We start from the raw sequence: 16857 nt of genomic DNA on the forward strand, positions 1-16857 counted from the left end.
CGTGCCCCGTAAAACCCGGCGCCAAACCCATCATTACCGGACCGGACGCATATGGCCCCTCCCCCGCTTCTGACCCTTCGCGATGCACATCTAACCTTCGGCGGCACACCGCTTTTGACCGGCGCGGAACTTTCTGTTTCAGAGGGCGAGCGCCTGTGTCTCGTCGGCCGCAATGGGTCCGGCAAATCGACGCTTTTGAAGATCGCCGCCGGAATGGTAGAGATGGATAAGGGGGAACGGTTCTTTCAGCCGGGCCGGACCATCCGCTATTTGCCGCAAGAACCGGATCTTTCCGCTTATGCTTCGACGCTGGACTACGTCAATGAGGGCTTGACCGACGGCGATGATCCCTACCGCGGCGCTTATCTTCTGGAAGTGCTTGGCTTGACCGGCAAGGAAGACCCCAAAGCGCTGTCCGGCGGCGAAGCCCGGCGCGCAGCCCTTGCCCGCACGCTTGCGCCCGAACCCGACATTCTGTTGCTCGACGAGCCGACCAACCATCTGGATCTTCCGGCAATCGAGTGGCTGGAAGAAGAACTGAAAAGCCTCAAATCCGCGATCGTTCTGATTTCCCACGACCGCCGCTTTCTGGAAAACTTGTCCCGGGCCACCGTCTGGATCGACCGGGGCATCTCGCGCCGCCTCGACAAAGGGTTTGCGCATTTTGAAGCCTGGCGCGACGAGGTGTTTGAGCAGGAAGAGATCGACCAGCAGAAGCTGGCGATGAAGATCAAGCGCGAAGAGCACTGGATGACCTATGGGGTCACCGCGCGGCGCAAACGCAATATGCGCCGGGTGCGCGAGCTGGCGGACTTGAGAAAACAAAAGCGGGAACACCGCGGACCGCAAGGCACCGCCAAATTGACCGCCGCCGAGGGCGAAGCCTCCGGCAAACTGGTGATCGAGGCCAAAGGCATCACCAAGACCTATGGCGACCGGGCCATCGTCAAGGAGTTCTCGACCCGCATCCAGCGCGGCGACCGCATCGGCCTTGTCGGCCCAAATGGTGCGGGCAAGACGACGCTATTGAAGATGCTGACTGGCGACCTGTCGCCCGACACCGGCTCCATTCGCCTTGGCACCAATCTGGAAATGGTGACGCTCGACCAGAAACGGGAAAACCTCAATCCGGAGGACAGCCTTTCCTCGGTGCTGACCGGCGGGCGCGGCGACAGCGTGGTGATCGGCGATGAAACCAAACATGTCATGTCCTACATGAAGGATTTTTTGTTTTCCCCCGAACAAGCCCGCACGCCTGTTGGCGTTTTGTCGGGCGGCGAACGGGCCCGTGCTCTGCTCGCCCGCGCGCTCGCCTCAAAATCCAACCTGATGGTGCTCGACGAGCCGACCAACGACCTAGATCTGGAAACGCTCGACCTCCTGCAGGAGTTGCTTGCCGACTACAAGGGCACGGCGCTGATCGTCTCTCACGACCGTGACTTTCTCGACCGGGTGGCAACGTCGGTGATCGTCTCGGAAGGCAGTGGCCTGTGGCGTGAGTATGCCGGTGGCTACACCGATATGCTCGCCCAGCGCGGTGAAGGCGTGACCGCCCACAAAGCGGAAAAAGCAGCTCCCGCAAAGAAAGAAAAAACTGCAAATTCAAACGCTTCTGCCGACAAGCCAAAGAAAAAATCCAAACTCAGCTTTACCCAGCAGCACCTTCTTAAATCATTGCCTGAAGATATCGAGAAACTTGAAGCACAGCTTGAGAAACTTCAGGCCGATATGAACGACCCGGAGCTTTACGCGAAGAACCCAGACAAATTTGCCAAGCTCTCTGCGCAAATCACTGACCTTTCTAAGAAAAAAGATTCCATGGAAGAACAGTGGCTGGAGCTGGAGATGTTGAACGAGGGGTGAGAACAATCTCGAATTGCCGGCGAAAAGCAATCGATTTTGCTTTTTGATTTTAGTACGTCCGATGCCCTAGCGCAGGGTCGTCCCAACTCACGAAGTCATCCCCGCCCCCGAGCGGAGATCTATTGGTTCCCGTATTGCCGATGAAGGGCAGAGCGGACGCTGGTCAACAGAGTGGTCAACAACACGCCTCTGGCCGCATTGTGGAATAAGCCCCATGGTCAAGTCCACTGCTGTCCGGCTTATTTCTAGGGTGTGCATTCCAACTAAACCAAATCAGGTTTTCTGTTTGTATAAGGCCCTCGACACCTTATAGGCACTCTCAATTGTCGTTCCAGCGCAGGCTGGAACCCAGTACTCCGTGCCGTTAACGTTCGAAAATAACGCTATTTGAAGAGGTTACTGGCCCCCAGCCTTCGCTGAGGCGACAATCGAGAGAATGGTATTCTTTGTTTCCGCTTGCCCCTAGCGGGCATCCGAGTCCGCACTGCCTTTAGACAGGCGGAACAGCGGATGGCCGGATTGTTTGCGGGCTTTGACGACCGCGGGAAGAAGCTTTTGATTGATAGAACGGCCGCAGGCATTGCGCGGCAGGACGGCACGGACAGGATAGTTTTCGTATAAGTGCCGTTCAAACGCGCCTTCAAGACCCGCGAGAACAATGGCTTCATCCGAGGGAGGCTCTGCATAGATAAATGCGTCGATCCTTCCAAGGCGCACTTTGTTCAACGAGCATTCAATGCAGCTGCTGCCGTCCACGGAAAACGGAAAGAAGTCTATGTGCGCGCTGTCCGTTTCGATTGTTCTCGTCCCATCCGTCAATTGCGCAAGTGTCAAAGCCGACCCGGCCGCCACGTAGAACTGAAAAGGCACATAGAACAGGACGGCATCGGAATACATCAGCTTTGCATTAACGAACGGGGTGTCGCTATCGTGGAGCAGCGGAATATGCATGTCTGCCCGCCCGGTCTCCACGTTGATCATGGAACGTGCAAATGGGACGACATCATAAACAACGTCAACGTCAGCGAACTCGGCAACCTGTTCTATGAACCGGACCAGACCGCCTTTGCCGCCAATATCGGCAAGGCCTGGAAGATCCGCAATGCTCACCCGCCACGTACTTTCCAATGGACATACGCCAGCGATCGTTTCGGTGTTGGTTAGCGCCAAAATAGCGACCGCAGCTGCGGCTGCACGTATCACATGCCCCTCCTCGGACCCTTGATGATCTTACACCAAATGCAAGGCCCTACTAGGCCGTATGGACGAATTGGAGACGCATTTCGTGTGGCTTAGGGCAAAGGATGACGTGGAAAGACCTGCAGAACGTATCGGTGATACGGTCAAGGGGCAGTCCGCGTCAGATTGCTGCCCTTAGCCGCACCCGAAGGGCTGGGTCTGCAGCGCTCAATCCTCTGCGCAAATCCGCCTAGATGATGCACCAGCATCACCTGCGACAGATTTTCTTGATCTTGAACGCAGCAAACCGCAGCGAAATACATCTCCAATTCGTCCATACGGCCTATAAGACACACATCTTGATTATCAAAAGACTATTTTGGAATAATTTCCCGGAGATCTTTGTAAAACACCGTTGTGTCGTCGAGCCCTTCGTGGCTGCCAGAGGCATAGTCCGGAATGACGCCCACTTTTATGTACCCGCAGGTGGGGTAGAGTTTCTCGGCCCGATCTCCCGTCACAGTATCCAGAACCAGCAACCAGCGGCCGAGTGACAAAGCCAACCCATCGATGGCCGTCATTAACTTGCGGGCAAGGCCTTTGCGCCGATGATCCGGATGCACCATGAGTTTGGCAACGTCTGCCCGATGCCGCCCGTTGTCCTGTGGTGCAAGACACAGCATGACCACGCCAGCAATTTCTGCGCCATCCTTGGCAACCAGCATAAATGCGGTCCCGCTGGCAACAGCTGCAGCACGCTCCTGCCAGAAAACTTCGGCCTTTTCCAGCGTCAGTGGCAAGACAAAGCCAATTCCGGCACCGTCCTCAACGCAATCTTTCAAAAGCTTAGCCAAATCCGGGATCACGGCGCGGGCTTGTTCACCCGAGAGCAAGTGAACCGGTGGCTCGGGAACAAAGGATGATGCAGCTGGTGTCATGGAAGTCGCATCAAAAACAGTCATGGGGTGATCACCGTCAAAAGATACCGCGCGGGATCCGGTCCAGGCGCGTGGTAAGAATTTGGAGAATTCAGGCGGAACCGCAGGCAATCGCCTGTTTGAAGATCATGGCGCTTGTCGCCGAGGGTTACGCAGAGGTTTCCGTCCAGCAGCACCAAGTGGTGTTCCAGATCGGGCAACGGCGGCACTGAATAGGAAATAATGGCGCCGGCCGGCAGAGTTCCCTCGATAACACTGCCGCGAAATCCGGAGACGGCAGGTGACACACTGCGCCGTAAAAAACCTGTTTCCGGATCCTGCCAAAGCGGCTGATCACGAAGACCCACTTTGGCATCGTAGGACGCAGGTCCAAACCCAAATAACTCCGCCATAGATAGACCAAAAGCTTTGGCCAATTGCCCCAGCACCACCGCAGTCGGGCTGGTATCCCCTCGCTCGATCCTGGAAAGCGTTGCCCGGCTGATGTCTGATTTTTCCGCCAGGTCTTCGAGCGACCAGCCGCGCGCCTTACGCACGTCGCTCAGCCTTCTCGCAAGATCGTCCTGTACATCTGTCATTTCGCCCCCTTAATCTGAGAAATTTCTCATATATGAGAAATTTCCTTTTGCATAGGGTGAAAGTGAACAGCTGTGGCCCCCAAATGAATATCTGCAGGGGGGTGACACCCCGGCCTGGTGCCGAGGCTCAATCTTTTCGGGTCCCGGCCTAGGCCAGAGTCAGCGCTTAGTCGGTTAGAGCGCTAAAACATATCCTCGGCTGTGGTCAGCCCCAGAACCATCCAGTCCTGCATGCCGCCTCGGTAGTAGGAAATTTTATCGACCGGATAGCCTTCCCGCGCCATTGCCTTGATCGCGACCGGGCTTTGCGGACAGGCTGGACCGTTGCAAAAGGCAATCACATTCTCGGCCATTGAACAGTCCCAGCTGCCCTGCCCGCCGCTGCAGCCAAATTCGTCGAGCCGCATGGCCACTTCCGTATAAGGAATATGCATGCTGCCCGGAATGGTCGCCTGCGTGCGCCATTCCAACGTGCGCATATCCACCACTTTGGCGCTGCCGGTCTTCAAGGCGTCAATGACTTCCAGTTCACCGACGGGTATGACACCGGGAACCGGCACCATTGGCTGCAACACGCCTCCAATCAGCGCCGCGTCGGTTTTGGTTCGCGTGATGTCGACCGCGCCATCCTCTGTCTGGATGGTCACCACCGTGTCGTCGCCGGAGATTTTAAGTTCCCCTTCCGCGTTCACTGCGGCACCGGTGAACGGCAGCAATAAAAAAGCGGCGGTTAGTCCAAGAAGTTGATTGCGCATTGATATCCTCCCAACTCCATCTTGTGGAGATAAATTTACATATTCATATATTTGAATATTTTTTCTTGGGAGGCAAGCAGTGAAGTTACAAATATCAGAAGAGCATCCCGGCGCCCGCGATGATCCGCCGGGATGCCCTGTTGTTATGTTTGGCCTCAGACCCGCGAGAAAACCGCACTGGCGTTGACACCGCCGAACCCGAAACCATTGGTCAAAACATGATCAACCTGGCGATCGATGGCTTTGTCCGGCACCAGCTCGAATTTGGTCATAGCCTCATCCGGATCGACCAGATTGCGCGATGGCGGCAACTGGCCGGTAGTCAACGCCTTGACGCAGGCAATGGCTTCGACGGCGCCAGCCGCCCCCAGCAAATGACCGAACATGGATTTTGAGGACGACACGGCGAGGTCCTTGCCACGTCCCTCAAACAATGTGTTCAGTGAAGCGACTTCCGCAGCATCCCCGACAGGGGTCGAGGTGGAATGCGCATTGACATAACCAATGTCAGCCGGTGTCAGATTTGCAGTCGCGAGCGCCTGTTTCATTGCCCGCAATCCGCCCTCACCATCAGCGGGAGACGCGGTGACATGATGCGCATCAGCGGATGTGCCATACCCCTTAAGCTCTACGAGGATAGCCGCACCGCGCGCCTTGGCATGCTCATAATCTTCCAGAATGAGAATCCCCGCGCCTTCACCCATGATGAATCCGTCACGGTCTTGGTCAAACGGCCGGGATGCATAGGCTGGGTCCTCGTTGCGCTTGGACGACATCGCCTTGGCAGCGCAGAAGCCAGCATAAGACACACGATCAATGCAGGCTTCCGTGCCGCCGGCGACCATAAGATCGGCTTCGCCACTTCGGATGATGCGGGCCGCATCTCCGAGCGCCTGTAAGCTGGCGGCACATGCCGTCACCGGCGCGCCGATAGGTCCTTTCAGACCATGGCGGATCGACACTTGGCCGGCGGCCAGATTGGCGAGGAACGACGGCACCAAAAACGGCGACGCCCGGCGCGGGCCTTTTTCATCGACAAGGCGGGTTCCTGCGGTCATCGCTGGAAAACCGCCCACACCTGTTCCGATGATCGTTCCAGTCCGGTTCTTTTCTTCATCGGTTTCAGGCGACCAACCGGCCTGAGCCAGGGCTTCACCGGCAGCAGCCAAAGCAAAGTGAATGAACCGGTCGGTCCGCCGTTGTTCGCGGGCATCGAGCGCGGTATTGACGTCAAAACCATGCGCGTCTTCTTCAATTGTCGGCACTTCGCCGGCAATCTGGCAAGCAAGATCACTGGCATCGAATTTGGTGATGCGCCGGATGCCGTTGGCCCCTTCGACAACCCGGCTCCAAAATGCATCTACGCCGGCTCCAATCGGGGACACCACGCCAATCCCCGTCACGACCACTCGTCTCATAATCTCACCTCGCACCTTTCAGCTGTTGTGTAACTACACATTTCAGTTTGAACGTTTGCCCCATCACGCCCTGCAACCTTGATACTTCCAGCCTTAGATTTGCGATAAGCGCTTCAACAGGCGGACAGCTGTCAAAAAATCTTCCTCACCCAACAGGTCTCTCACATGCCCCTGGGCCTCCCGCCACAGCGGCAGCGCACTTTCAACCATGGCATTGCCTTGTCCGGTGATGCTGAATTCTTTGCCCCTTGCATCTTTGGCCGGCCGCGTGAGGAGCAATCCCTTTTTCTCAAGCAGCGCGACATTGCGCACCAGAGTTGTGCGCTCCATGGAGAGCCGCTCAGCAAGTTCAGCCGTCGTCAATCCATCATGCTCGCGCACAGTCACAAGCACCGAAAACTGCCCGGATGTGAACCCAGTCTGGCGCGCCATCTGATCATAATACCGGCTGACAGAGCGCGCGGCTTTGCGGGCATTGGTCAAAACACAGAGGGAAAAATCATCTTCGGCCATGGCACTGTAATGTGCATTTACACACTTCTTGTCAAGAAGCCCGCTCAAGAACCAATGTCATCAATGCGTTGCGTATTTCCTCCAAACCGGTATCGTCAAGAATGACAGTCATGCTTTAGGAGGGCACGATGGCCGACGCTGTTCAGACTATGGAAGACATGAAAACCAAAATCCAGGAGAACTGGGGCTGGTTTCTGGCCCTCGGCATCGCACTGGTGCTTGGTGGAATCATTCTGATTGCCGCACCGCTGGCAACCTCGATTGCGGTAACGATCCTGATTGCCGCCGTCCTGTTCGTTGGCGGTTTGGTGCAGATCTATCACGCCTTTAAAACTCAGGGCACAGCGGCCTTTTTGTGGGATTTGATTACCGGCGTCATCGCTGTCATTGGCGGGATCGTGATATATGTAAACCCGCTGGCCGGCACCTTCGCTCTGACCCTGGTGATTGCGGCGATCTTTGCAGCTCAAGGTGTCAGCCAGATCCTGCTGGCCTTCAAGCTCCGCCCGCATGAAGGCTGGGTCTGGGTCTTGATTGCTGGTGTTGTCTCGCTGGCTGCCGGTATCATGATCTGGATGGATCTTCCAGGCTCAGCTGCCTGGGCGCTTGGTTTGATCGCCGGCATTTCGGTCCTGGTCAACGGCTGGAGTTACATCGCAATCGCCCTGGCCGCCCGTGCCACGAAGTCCTAAAGCGGTATTTTAGATAGCAATTATCTGATTACACCCGGCAAGATCCCTTTTGCCGGGACCTTGTTTCATGTAGTTTGCCTGTTCGTGAAACTCACAGGCGATGCCTGTCAACTGGCTCAAAAAATGATTGCTGTTCTTGGGCGCATGCCCGGACAACCTCATAACAAAGCCCACTGGTGGTGGCCGCCTCCCGCCAGCCGATGACGTTTGCGCGTCAATGCGCAAGGCAAACTCAAAGAAATACGTCAACGGACGACACTTATGACATCTGTAAATTTGCGCGGCGAAACCCGCGTGCTTCATGTTGCCTGGGCGGACGGCACCAGTGCGGACTTTCCTTACCTTTGGCTGAGGGATAATTGCCCAAGCGGCTTTCATCCACAAACCCACGAGCGTCAGTTCGACCTGACCAGCATTCCGACCGATCTTGGCATTGAAAAAGCTGAGATGGATGGCGAAGCTATTTTGATCCAGTGGGATCAGGAAGACCATCAAAGCCGGTTCGATCCGGAGTGGTTGAAAGCACACCTACCGGGAAGCGGCCTAAATGACCCTGCCAATGTCCCACCGACTTTATGGCGCGGTGATCTTGCCCCCTCGACCCTGCCGCGGATCAGCGCTTCAAAACTCATGGACGATGACGGCGCTCTTTTAGACTTTCTGATTGCCGCCAAAAAAACCGGTCTCGCAATTGTTGATGGTATGGCAGATGACCGGGATGCAGGTATGGCAGCCGCCAAGCGGATCGGTTTTCTGCGCGAGACGAATTTCGGAGTGACGTTCGAAGTCCGGTCGATGCCGAACCCGAACAACCTTGCCTATACCTCACATGCTCTGCCGCTGCACACCGATCTGGCAAACCAGGAATTGCCGCCGGGATTTCAGTTCCTGCATTGCCTGGCGAATGATGCAGAAGGCGGCGGTTCAACCTTTTGCGACGGTTTTGCCATTGCCGAAGATCTGCGCCAAAATGATCCTGAGGCCTTCAACCTTCTGTCCCAGACACCGGTCCCGTTCCGCTTTCACGATGACACCTACGACATCCGCCGCCATCAGACCGTGATTGATCTGGATGCCTTCGGCAATCTGCAGGAACTGCATTTCAATGCCCATCTGGCCGGTGTCTTTGATCTACCTGCAGACAAGATGGAGGCTTATTACCGGGCTTACCGGAAGATCATGGCGATGACCCGCTCGGACGACTATGTCATCACAACCCGCCTGGAAGGCGGTGAAATGGTGATCTTCGACAATCGCCGTGTTCTGCACGGCCGCGCGGCCTTTGACCCCAACACCGGCTACCGCCACCTTCGCGGCTGCTACGTAGACCGGGGTGAATTCGACAGCAAGATCCGGGTGTTGAGCAGGTAGCACTCAGATTTTGCAACAACTACGACCGTCATTGCCGGACTTGATTCGGCAATCTATGCCATGATGTTTCCTCGGCGCACATCGGTGCAAACGGAGAAGAAGCGGAATGGATCCCATGGTCAAGCCATGGGATGACGGAGGTGGAGAGCCTTAAAACACTCTGCCGTCCTGGCCTTCTAGCCGGGACGGCGCCTTTGGGTTCAGGAAAAAATCAGCGCCTTATCGTCTTCGGTAAGGATCTTCCAACCGCCATCGTCCAGTCCCTCTACGCTCAGAGCGCCGATCCGGCTGCGGGAGAGGTCGTTGACGTGGTTGCCGGTAGCGGCGAACATGCGGCGGACCTGATGATAGCGGCCTTCGTGCAGGGTCAGACGTGCGTGGGTGTCGTCGATGACCTCGAGCTCGGCAGGTTTTAATGGCTTTTGCTCGCTTTCCAGCATCATCTCGCCGGAGGCAAAGAGCGCTGCCTCATCGCCCTTCAGCGGCCGGTCGAGCGTTACCTCATAGACCTTCGGCACGTTTGATTTCGGTGAAATCACTTGGTGCAGAAAGGTGCCGTCGTCGGTGAAGAGCAGCGCCCCAGAAGTTTCCTTGTCGAGCCGGCCGATGGTTGACAGCACCGGTTTGCGCAGTCGGTAGCGGTCCGGCAGAAGGTCATACACCAGCCGTCCGTGATCCTTGATCGAACAGGTGTAGCCGAGCGGTTTGTTCATCAGGATAACGACACCCTGGGCCGGGTCGAGCGGCTCGTCATCAAACAAGATGCCTTCGTGCGGCGTCTTGCTGTCGGCTTTGAGCGTATTTCCGTCCTTATCTGTTGCCCAGCCATTTCGGATTGCCTGCTGCATTTCTTTGCGGCTGCCATAGCCCAAATTGGCAAGAAGCTTGACCAATCTCATGTCACTTGCCTCCCTTGCCCTTGGTGGCCTTGATCACCTTGTAACCGCCTTCGTCCGCCAGCATCTCCACCCGGTCAAACACGTCCCCGAGCGTCCGCTCATAGGGGAGATGCCGGTTGGCGACCAGATAGAAGACCCCGCCGGAACGCAGCCCCTGCGCCGCAGCGCGGATAAATCCTTGCCCAACATCGGCCCGGTCCGCCTTGCCAGATTGGTGGAACGGCGGATTGGACACTAGAAAATCATATGGCCCTTCGATGCCCTTGGTGACATCCGACCAGAGGCCACTCATGATTTTCTTGCCCTTAAAGGCCGACAGGTTTTCTTCAGCCAGATCAAGCGCCCGTTTTTCGGCTTCATAAAGATCCATAGCGGCGACCTTGAGCGCCTTTTCCAGAACCGTGCGGCTAAGAAATCCGAAACCAGACCCTAGATCCGCCCCACGACCGCTCAAGGTCTCCGGCAGGTGGTCTGCCAGCAGCTTGGACGCCGGATCAATCCGATCCCAGGCGAAAACGCCTGGCCGGCTGAGATAGGCGCCATCCAGAACCGGGCGTGGCGCGTCGAGCTCCTGCCAATCTTTCAACAGCGCCGCGTCTAGAGTGTCCGGTTCGACCTGTCCCCAGACGACCCGACATTTGTTCTTAGAAAGCTTATCTGCACTGCCCAAAAGAGACGCAAAATCCTGCTCTAGGGTTTTGGCGCCTTCCGTATTCGGCGCACAGGCGATAACAAGGCCGCCGGTTTTCGCCTTGGAAGCCGCACGGGCCAGCAGAGCCCTGGCTTCCTGGCGCTGACGGCCGGGCAAAACCAGAACCGCATCGAAGTCTTTTTCTTCCGTTTCCGCCTCGACCTTGTATCCGGCCTTTTGCAGAGCATCCCGGTCCGGCGCAAAACTTTGCTCGCACAAAAGGCTGTGACCGCTAAGCTCATTCAACGGGCGGCCAGCCCTTGCCCGGAGCATCAGCAAACGGGCTGCCTCCGGCAGTTCCACATCGCCGGAGGATATCGGCAGGATGAGTGTTTCTAGGGCGGGATCGGACATGGACGGCCTTTGGGCAAAAAAGAGATTGCGCGCTCTTACCCCCAGATGGCACAGCCGTCAAAAGGCGGCGTCGGATTTGAACGGTTTTCCGTCAACCAGGAGGCGTAGCGGCAAGGAACGGCCGTCGCCGGTTACAGCAACGACCAGCTGCACCCGTTCCCGGTCCAGCCGCTCAATCACCAGCCCCTCGCCTTCCGGCAAGAAGAACGCATCAATGCCATAGTCCACCCGGATCTCTTCGCCGGTTGCGGATTGGACCTTGCCCGCGATGCGCACCAGATTGGATGTGCCTTCATCTTTGCCAACTGAGGCCGCCGCCATCAAACCGTTTTCATCCGGTTCCAACGCCACATAAACAGTGTCCCCTTCCTCCAAGCCGTCTGCACCTGGAAGATCCGCAGCCAAGCGGCTGATCGCGAGGTTGATGATCACATAGTCGCCCCGCAACAGATCTCTCGGATCAATTGGAATGAGTTCCAGCTTGACTTCCTGCCCACCCATCTGGACCTGGAGCCGGTCGATTAGGGGCACGGCAATCAACACCAGCTGGATGAGACCCAGCAGCCCCCATTTGACATAGGGCGGCAGGAACGAAAGTGGCAGCGCCGGTTTTTCAATAGCGTCTGTGGTACTCATCCTTGCACCTCCCCTGCCGGAGCGGGCATAGGTTTCCGGCGCAAAAGGCGCCCTAACCAGAGCGCCATTCCCAAGAGCACAACACCAGCGACCAGGAAGAACACCGATTGCCCAAGAAGCGAGCCGATGGTGACTTCCAAAAGCCACAAGGCGACAGCCGTCAAGGCCAGGTATGCGCAGAGCATCCAGAAGCGGTTGTTATACCATGTGCCGAGCGCGCAGAACCCGATCAAGGCAGCAAGACAGAGCGCCGATACAACCAGGATGTTGGGCAGAAGAATCGGAATCAAACAGGCGATCAGTCCAAGTCCAACGGCGGCAAACAGTGCCAGGGATTTCTCCGTCTTGAAAGACAGCAGCAACCCGGCAATGCAAAGGAGAATTGCGGCGGTCAGCGGCAAGATCGCCGGAAGCGCCAACGCACCCGATAGATGCATTGTATCGTCAAACTCCGGCGCAGCGATCATGGCGAGAAAAACGAGTGCGCACAGCATCATGAAACCGACGTCCTGCAGTGCGCGTAACATCAACCAATGGGCATGGGTTTTGACCGGTTTGTAGCTCGACCATTTGACAAAAAGATCACCAATCGGCCCAGCCTGGATCATTGTTGCGAACAGGCCGCCAAACCCTGCCAAGACCATCGCTCCAACAGCATCATCTCCACCCGGCAACCGCTCGGCAATCTCGCCAAACCAGCGGCCATAAGTCACCAAAAGCAAAGCTATGGCCGCAAACCGGCTGATCCGGGCCGGATAGATAAAGGGATGCAGGAAGACAGTTGCCAGAAGCGCAATGCTGATCAAAGTGTCGGTCGTTGAAGATGCTTCGAACCACATGCGGGAGGTTTGCCAGGAAACGGCAGCCAGCGCGGCCACGACCAGTGACGTGATTGATCCGGTCAGCCAGGCCGCAGCCAGTGCACCCAAGCAAACCAGCAGCGCCCCACCGGCCCAGTCGGACGGTAAATGAAAGATTTGGCCGACCAGCGCCATGCCGCCAACAAAAACCAGAGTCGCAAAGCCAGTCGCCAAATCGGAAAGACCGGAGCGCCCGCGCTTGGCCGCCTCTGCTGCCAAAAGATTGGCACCGATCACCAACACAGCAATGCCGACGAGTTTGATCGTTTTGGGAATGAGCCCCCAATTGGCAGCGATAAAAGCAAACAGGGCCAGCGCCACACAAACCATGCCGATCCCGGCAAGGGCCATCGGCAACTTCGAGCGGCCATCTTCCTGCTCTTGATCGCGCAAAATGGCAGCGGCACCATCGGGGCTCAACCAGCCCTTGCCGACCCACTCTTCAAGGTCGTCCCGCAAGCGTTTTTTATAAGCCCAATCGAACATTTCCGCTCCGCTGCACCAGGACCGATCGGCGGCGTTCATGCCAGGTAAACACGCGCAGGCGCCTTCTGCTCCGACCTGCCAACCAGCAACTACGCCGTGCAAAACTGACCATTTGGTCCAATTCTAGCGCGGATATTGTGAGCACAAGACGCGCCAGCTTTCCACTCATGATGTGGCAATTCCGCTTCGAGCCCGCCACTGCACACAATAAATCCCATAAAATTCAACACATTCTACCCGATTAGCATATATGCCGCATTATTAGGCAAATTCTGATCATGAAATAACCGTGCAAATAATCTGCTTGCTTTTTAATCAGGTGCATTTCACTCTTTGAAGGAACTTCCAAGAAAAGCAGGGGAATAACATGCGTCTTCTATCGGGAGTGGCCCTCGCGCTGGCCCTCACATCCTCGACCGCCTTGGCTGCGACCGACATCAAATTTTCATTGGACTGGAAATTCGAAGGCCCGGCAGCTCCCTTCTTCATCGCTCTCGATAAAGGTTATTTCGCCGACGAAGATCTCAATGTCACCATCGACACGGGCGCTGGCTCCCGGGAATCCATCCCGCGGGTTGCCACCGGCACCTATGACATGGGTTTTGGCGACATCAATGCCTTGATCAAGGTTCTCGACGATCAGCCGGATCTGAAGGTCAAGGCGGTCATGATGGCCTATGAAACACCTCCATTCGCCGTGATCGGCCGCAAAAGCCAAGGCGTGACCGAAGATCCGAAGTCACTCGAAGGCAAGACCCTTGGTGCCCCGCCACCCGATGCCGCCTTTGGCCAGTGGCCAGCTTTTGTGGACGTAACCGGCCTCGACACCTCCGGTATAAAAATCGAAAGTGTTGGCTTCCCGGTTCGTGAACCGATGCTCGCCCAAGGCCAGGTGGACGCCATTTTCGGCTTCTCATTTTCCTCCGTTCTCAATCTGAAGTCCCAGGGTGTCCCGGAAGACGACATCTCGCTCATTCTCATGGGTGAAAACGGCCTCGATCTTTACGGTAATGTCGTCATGACCAACACGGACTTTGCCGAGAAAAACCCGGAGGCGGTCAAAGGCTTCTTGAAAGCGCTCACCAAGGGCTACCTGGATGCGATTGCAGATCCGGCTGCAGCCATTCCTTATGTCATGAAGCGCAATGAAATTCTTGACGAAGCTGTCGAGGTCGACCGGCTGACGATGGCCGTCGAGGGCTCCATTGCAACAGACGCCGTAAAAGCAAACGGTTTCGGCGGTGTCGACATGGATAAACTCACCAAGTCCATGAAATATCTGCAAGGCTCCATGGGCTTGAGCGCCACGCCGCCAGCTGCAGAGCGCGTCTTTGACGCAAGCTACCTGCCGCCGAAAGAAGAGCGCATGTTGAAGTAAACTGATCTTGGATCAGTTCACCGGCCGCAGCCGTCCGGCTGCGGCCCCTTCCCTTTTCAAACGGACCACCTTGTGACCGGATTTGTAGAACTCAGAGACGTCCGCCTGACGTATGGCGGCGCCGCAGATGGCACACTTGCTCTCGACCGCCTGACGATGGGCGTGAAAAAGGGTGAATTTGCTGCCGTCGTTGGCCCGTCAGGCTGCGGCAAGTCCACCTTGATGAAATTGGCAACCGGCCTGATCACGCCGCAAGAAGGCACCATTGAAGTGGCCGGGCATGAGGTTGACGGCCCGGTGTCGGTTGCCGGCATGGCTTTCCAGAACCCCTCCATGCTGCCGTGGCGTTCGACATTGGCCAACGTGATGCTGCCTCTGGAGATCGTTCAACCGCACCGCTCCCGTTTCCGCGCAGAAAAACAAGCTTACACCGCCAAAGCGGAGGCCCTGCTGGATCTGGTCGGTCTGAAAGGGTTTGGCGCGAAATACCCCTGGCAACTCTCTGGTGGCATGCAGCAACGCGCCAACTTGTGCCGCGCGCTCATTCATGATCCTGCACTTTTGATGCTGGATGAACCGTTTGGCGCGCTGGATGCCTTCACCCGCGAAGAACTCTGGCAGGTGATGCGCGATCTTCACGCGGACAAAGGTTTTACGACTATTCTTGTGACCCACGATCTGCGCGAAGCGGTTTATCTAGCCGACAAGGTGTTTGTCATGAGCGCGCGCCCTGGCACCATCATTCGCGAGCGCGAAGTTTCTTTCGAACGCCCGCGGCCAATTGAACTGACTTATGAAAGCGCCTTCAACGACATTGTTCACGAATTGCGCGATCTGATTGCCGACGCGAGGGCTGCAGCATGACGTCTTCACGTTGGATCACCGCCGCCCCATGGCTTTGGGCCATCGGCCTCTTCGTCTTGTGGGAGCTTTCCGTCAAAGCTCTGCAAATCCCTGTAATTATCCTGCCAGCACCGACCGACATCTGGGTTGCGATCCTGAAATACTGGTCACCGATCTGGAAGAACTCTGTCCAGACCCTCTACACAACAGTGGTCGGCTTTGTCATGGCCGTGGTTGGCGGTATGGCGCTGGGACTTGCCATCGGCTGGAGCCGGGCGATTTATGCCGGCCTTTACCCGATCATGATCGGCTTCAATTCCATTCCGAAAGTCGCCGTGGTCCCGATCCTGGTGATTTGGTTCGGCATCGGCACCATTCCAGCCGTCCTGACCGCATTCCTGATCGCCTTTTTTCCGATTGTGGTGAATGTCGCGACCGGTCTCGCTACGATCGAACCGGAGATGGAAGACGTCCTACGGGCACTTGGCGCCAAAAAACACGACATCATGCTCAAAGTCGGCATTCCGCGCGCGATGCCCTATCTCTTCGGCTCGATGAAGGTGGCCATTACCCTCGCCTTTGTCGGATCTGTGATCTCAGAATCCATCGCCGCCAATTCCGGCCTTGGTTATATGATGCAGGCCGCGCAGTCCCAATTTAACGTGCCGCTGATCTGGGCGGGCCTTGTCGCTCTCGCCGTTCTGGGTATTATCATGTACGCACTTATGGCGTGGCTGGAAATGCGTATGACCGGCTGGGCGCACCGCGGCAACCGAACTTGATATAGGTCGGATAAAATACAGGATCAGAGCCAACTCAAAATAAATCCAGGGGGGCTCTGAAGGGGCGTCCGAGAGGCCCGGACGCCCCTTTTTATTTCGCCTACACTTTACTGTCAGGCTTTCCGCGAGTTGTTTTCGATCAGGACCTTGGCTCCCCGATCCCGGATAAGGCCGAGGCCTTTCCGGGATGACGTGAACAGAAATTAAAAGCCAATATAGCTACAGGACAACTTTTCTTGCCCCAATCTACAGCTCGTGGAAAGATAGATTTTCAGCTTCATGCGCAGAGGTAGTCGTGACCGCCTGGGTCTATATAATGGCGTCGCGCCCATATGAAACGCTGTACACCGGCGTTACCTCGAACTTAGTCAGAAGAATATACGAACACCGAAACGGAATTACTAAAGGTTTCACTTCGCGATACGGAGTAAGGTTGCTCGTCTGGTATGACGAGTTTCCTGACATTTCAAGCGCTATTGCTCAAGAGAAACGTGTCAAACACTGGCGCAGGAAATGGAAGTTCGATCTGATTGAGAAACAGAATCCAAAATGGATTGATCTGTATGGATCTTTGAACGAGTGACCTTAAACAATCCGCGTCATCCCGGTCGCGCAACGCGT

General features: G+C 56.3%; 17 protein-coding genes. 7 read left to right on the forward strand and 10 right to left on the reverse strand.

Annotated features, from left to right (window positions below):
- Positions 1 to 51: 51 nt before the first annotated feature.
- Positions 52 to 1863 carry an ABC-F family ATP-binding cassette domain-containing protein gene (locus ACOOFE_RS18415; RefSeq protein WP_420411405.1) on the forward strand — a complete coding sequence of 604 codons (1812 nt, stop codon included), beginning with the start codon at positions 52 to 54 and terminating at the stop codon, positions 1861 to 1863.
- Between the two features lie 462 nt (positions 1864 to 2325).
- Here the strand turns inward: ACOOFE_RS18415 and ACOOFE_RS18420 are convergent, their stop codons facing one another.
- The 6 genes from ACOOFE_RS18420 to ACOOFE_RS18445 all read right to left on the reverse strand — a co-directional run bounded on the left by ACOOFE_RS18420 (position 2326) and on the right by ACOOFE_RS18445 (position 7292).
- Positions 2326 to 3066, reverse strand: a complete 741-nt coding sequence (locus tag ACOOFE_RS18420) for a hypothetical protein (protein ID WP_420411406.1) — start codon at positions 3064 to 3066, stop codon at positions 2326 to 2328.
- A 350-nt stretch (positions 3067 to 3416) separates the two neighbouring features.
- Positions 3417 to 4004, reverse strand: coding sequence for a GNAT family N-acetyltransferase (locus ACOOFE_RS18425; protein ID WP_420411407.1), 588 nt, complete (start codon positions 4002 to 4004; stop codon positions 3417 to 3419).
- On the reverse strand, positions 4001 to 4558 hold the full coding sequence (locus ACOOFE_RS18430) for a helix-turn-helix domain-containing protein (protein WP_420411408.1): 558 nt from the start codon (positions 4556 to 4558) through the stop codon (positions 4001 to 4003). Before ACOOFE_RS18430 ends, ACOOFE_RS18425 begins: the two co-directional genes overlap by 4 nt.
- Before the next feature lie 182 nt (positions 4559 to 4740).
- Complete coding sequence (locus ACOOFE_RS18435; protein WP_420411409.1) at positions 4741 to 5313, reverse strand: rhodanese-like domain-containing protein; 573 nt, start codon at positions 5311 to 5313, stop codon at positions 4741 to 4743.
- 155 nt (positions 5314 to 5468) lie between these two features.
- A complete protein-coding gene (gene fabF, locus ACOOFE_RS18440; RefSeq protein WP_420411410.1) occupies positions 5469 to 6731 on the reverse strand; it encodes a beta-ketoacyl-ACP synthase II in 1263 nt (420 codons plus the stop codon).
- Between the two features lie 93 nt (positions 6732 to 6824).
- Entirely contained in the window at positions 6825 to 7292 is a 468-nt protein-coding gene (locus ACOOFE_RS18445) for a MarR family winged helix-turn-helix transcriptional regulator (RefSeq protein WP_420411411.1), read from the reverse strand.
- Positions 7293 to 7372: 80 nt separating this feature from the next.
- Here ACOOFE_RS18445 and ACOOFE_RS18450 point away from each other — a divergent pair, with 80 nt between their 5' ends.
- Positions 7373 to 7936: an HdeD family acid-resistance protein gene (locus tag ACOOFE_RS18450; RefSeq protein WP_420411412.1), complete on the forward strand. Its 564-nt coding sequence runs from the start codon at positions 7373 to 7375 to the stop codon at positions 7934 to 7936.
- A 261-nt stretch (positions 7937 to 8197) separates the two neighbouring features.
- Positions 8198 to 9307, forward strand: coding sequence for a TauD/TfdA family dioxygenase (locus ACOOFE_RS18455; protein WP_420411413.1), 1110 nt, complete (start codon positions 8198 to 8200; stop codon positions 9305 to 9307).
- 200 nt (positions 9308 to 9507) lie between these two features.
- Here the strand turns inward: ACOOFE_RS18455 and ACOOFE_RS18460 are convergent, their stop codons facing one another.
- Genes ACOOFE_RS18460 through ACOOFE_RS18475 form a run of 4 tightly spaced genes read right to left on the reverse strand, consistent with a single transcriptional unit; the run spans position 9508 to position 13233 of the window.
- A complete protein-coding gene (locus ACOOFE_RS18460; protein WP_420411414.1) occupies positions 9508 to 10206 on the reverse strand; it encodes a pseudouridine synthase in 699 nt (232 codons plus the stop codon).
- Between the two features lies 1 nt (position 10207).
- Positions 10208 to 11251, reverse strand: coding sequence for a class I SAM-dependent methyltransferase (locus ACOOFE_RS18465; RefSeq protein ID WP_420411415.1), 1044 nt, complete (start codon positions 11249 to 11251; stop codon positions 10208 to 10210).
- 57 nt (positions 11252 to 11308) lie between these two features.
- Positions 11309 to 11887 (reverse strand): GDYXXLXY domain-containing protein, encoded by a 579-nt coding sequence (locus ACOOFE_RS18470; protein WP_420411416.1) that lies wholly within the window; start codon positions 11885 to 11887, stop codon positions 11309 to 11311.
- The gene (locus tag ACOOFE_RS18475) at positions 11884 to 13233 is read right to left on the reverse strand and encodes a DUF2157 domain-containing protein (RefSeq protein ID WP_420411417.1); all 1350 of its coding nucleotides are present in this window, start codon (positions 13231 to 13233) and stop codon (positions 11884 to 11886) included. Before ACOOFE_RS18475 ends, ACOOFE_RS18470 begins: the two co-directional genes overlap by 4 nt.
- Positions 13234 to 13600: 367 nt before the next feature.
- Between ACOOFE_RS18475 and ACOOFE_RS18480 the strand changes: the two genes are divergently transcribed.
- From ACOOFE_RS18480 to ACOOFE_RS18495, 4 genes are all read left to right on the forward strand, one after another.
- Complete coding sequence (locus ACOOFE_RS18480) at positions 13601 to 14611, forward strand: ABC transporter substrate-binding protein (protein WP_420411418.1); 1011 nt, start codon at positions 13601 to 13603, stop codon at positions 14609 to 14611.
- Between the two features lie 156 nt (positions 14612 to 14767).
- Complete coding sequence (locus ACOOFE_RS18485) at positions 14768 to 15475, forward strand: ABC transporter ATP-binding protein (RefSeq protein WP_420415604.1); 708 nt, start codon at positions 14768 to 14770, stop codon at positions 15473 to 15475.
- Positions 15472 to 16236, forward strand: coding sequence for an ABC transporter permease (locus tag ACOOFE_RS18490; RefSeq protein WP_420411419.1), 765 nt, complete (start codon positions 15472 to 15474; stop codon positions 16234 to 16236). Before ACOOFE_RS18485 ends, ACOOFE_RS18490 begins: the two co-directional genes overlap by 4 nt.
- Before the next feature lie 316 nt (positions 16237 to 16552).
- A complete protein-coding gene (locus ACOOFE_RS18495) occupies positions 16553 to 16819 on the forward strand; it encodes a GIY-YIG nuclease family protein (RefSeq protein WP_420415605.1) in 267 nt (88 codons plus the stop codon).
- The last annotated feature ends 38 nt before the right edge of the window (positions 16820 to 16857 follow it).

It is taken from the genome of Roseibium sp., assembly GCF_965216085.1.
Classification (GTDB): Bacteria; Pseudomonadota; Alphaproteobacteria; order Rhizobiales; family Stappiaceae; genus Roseibium.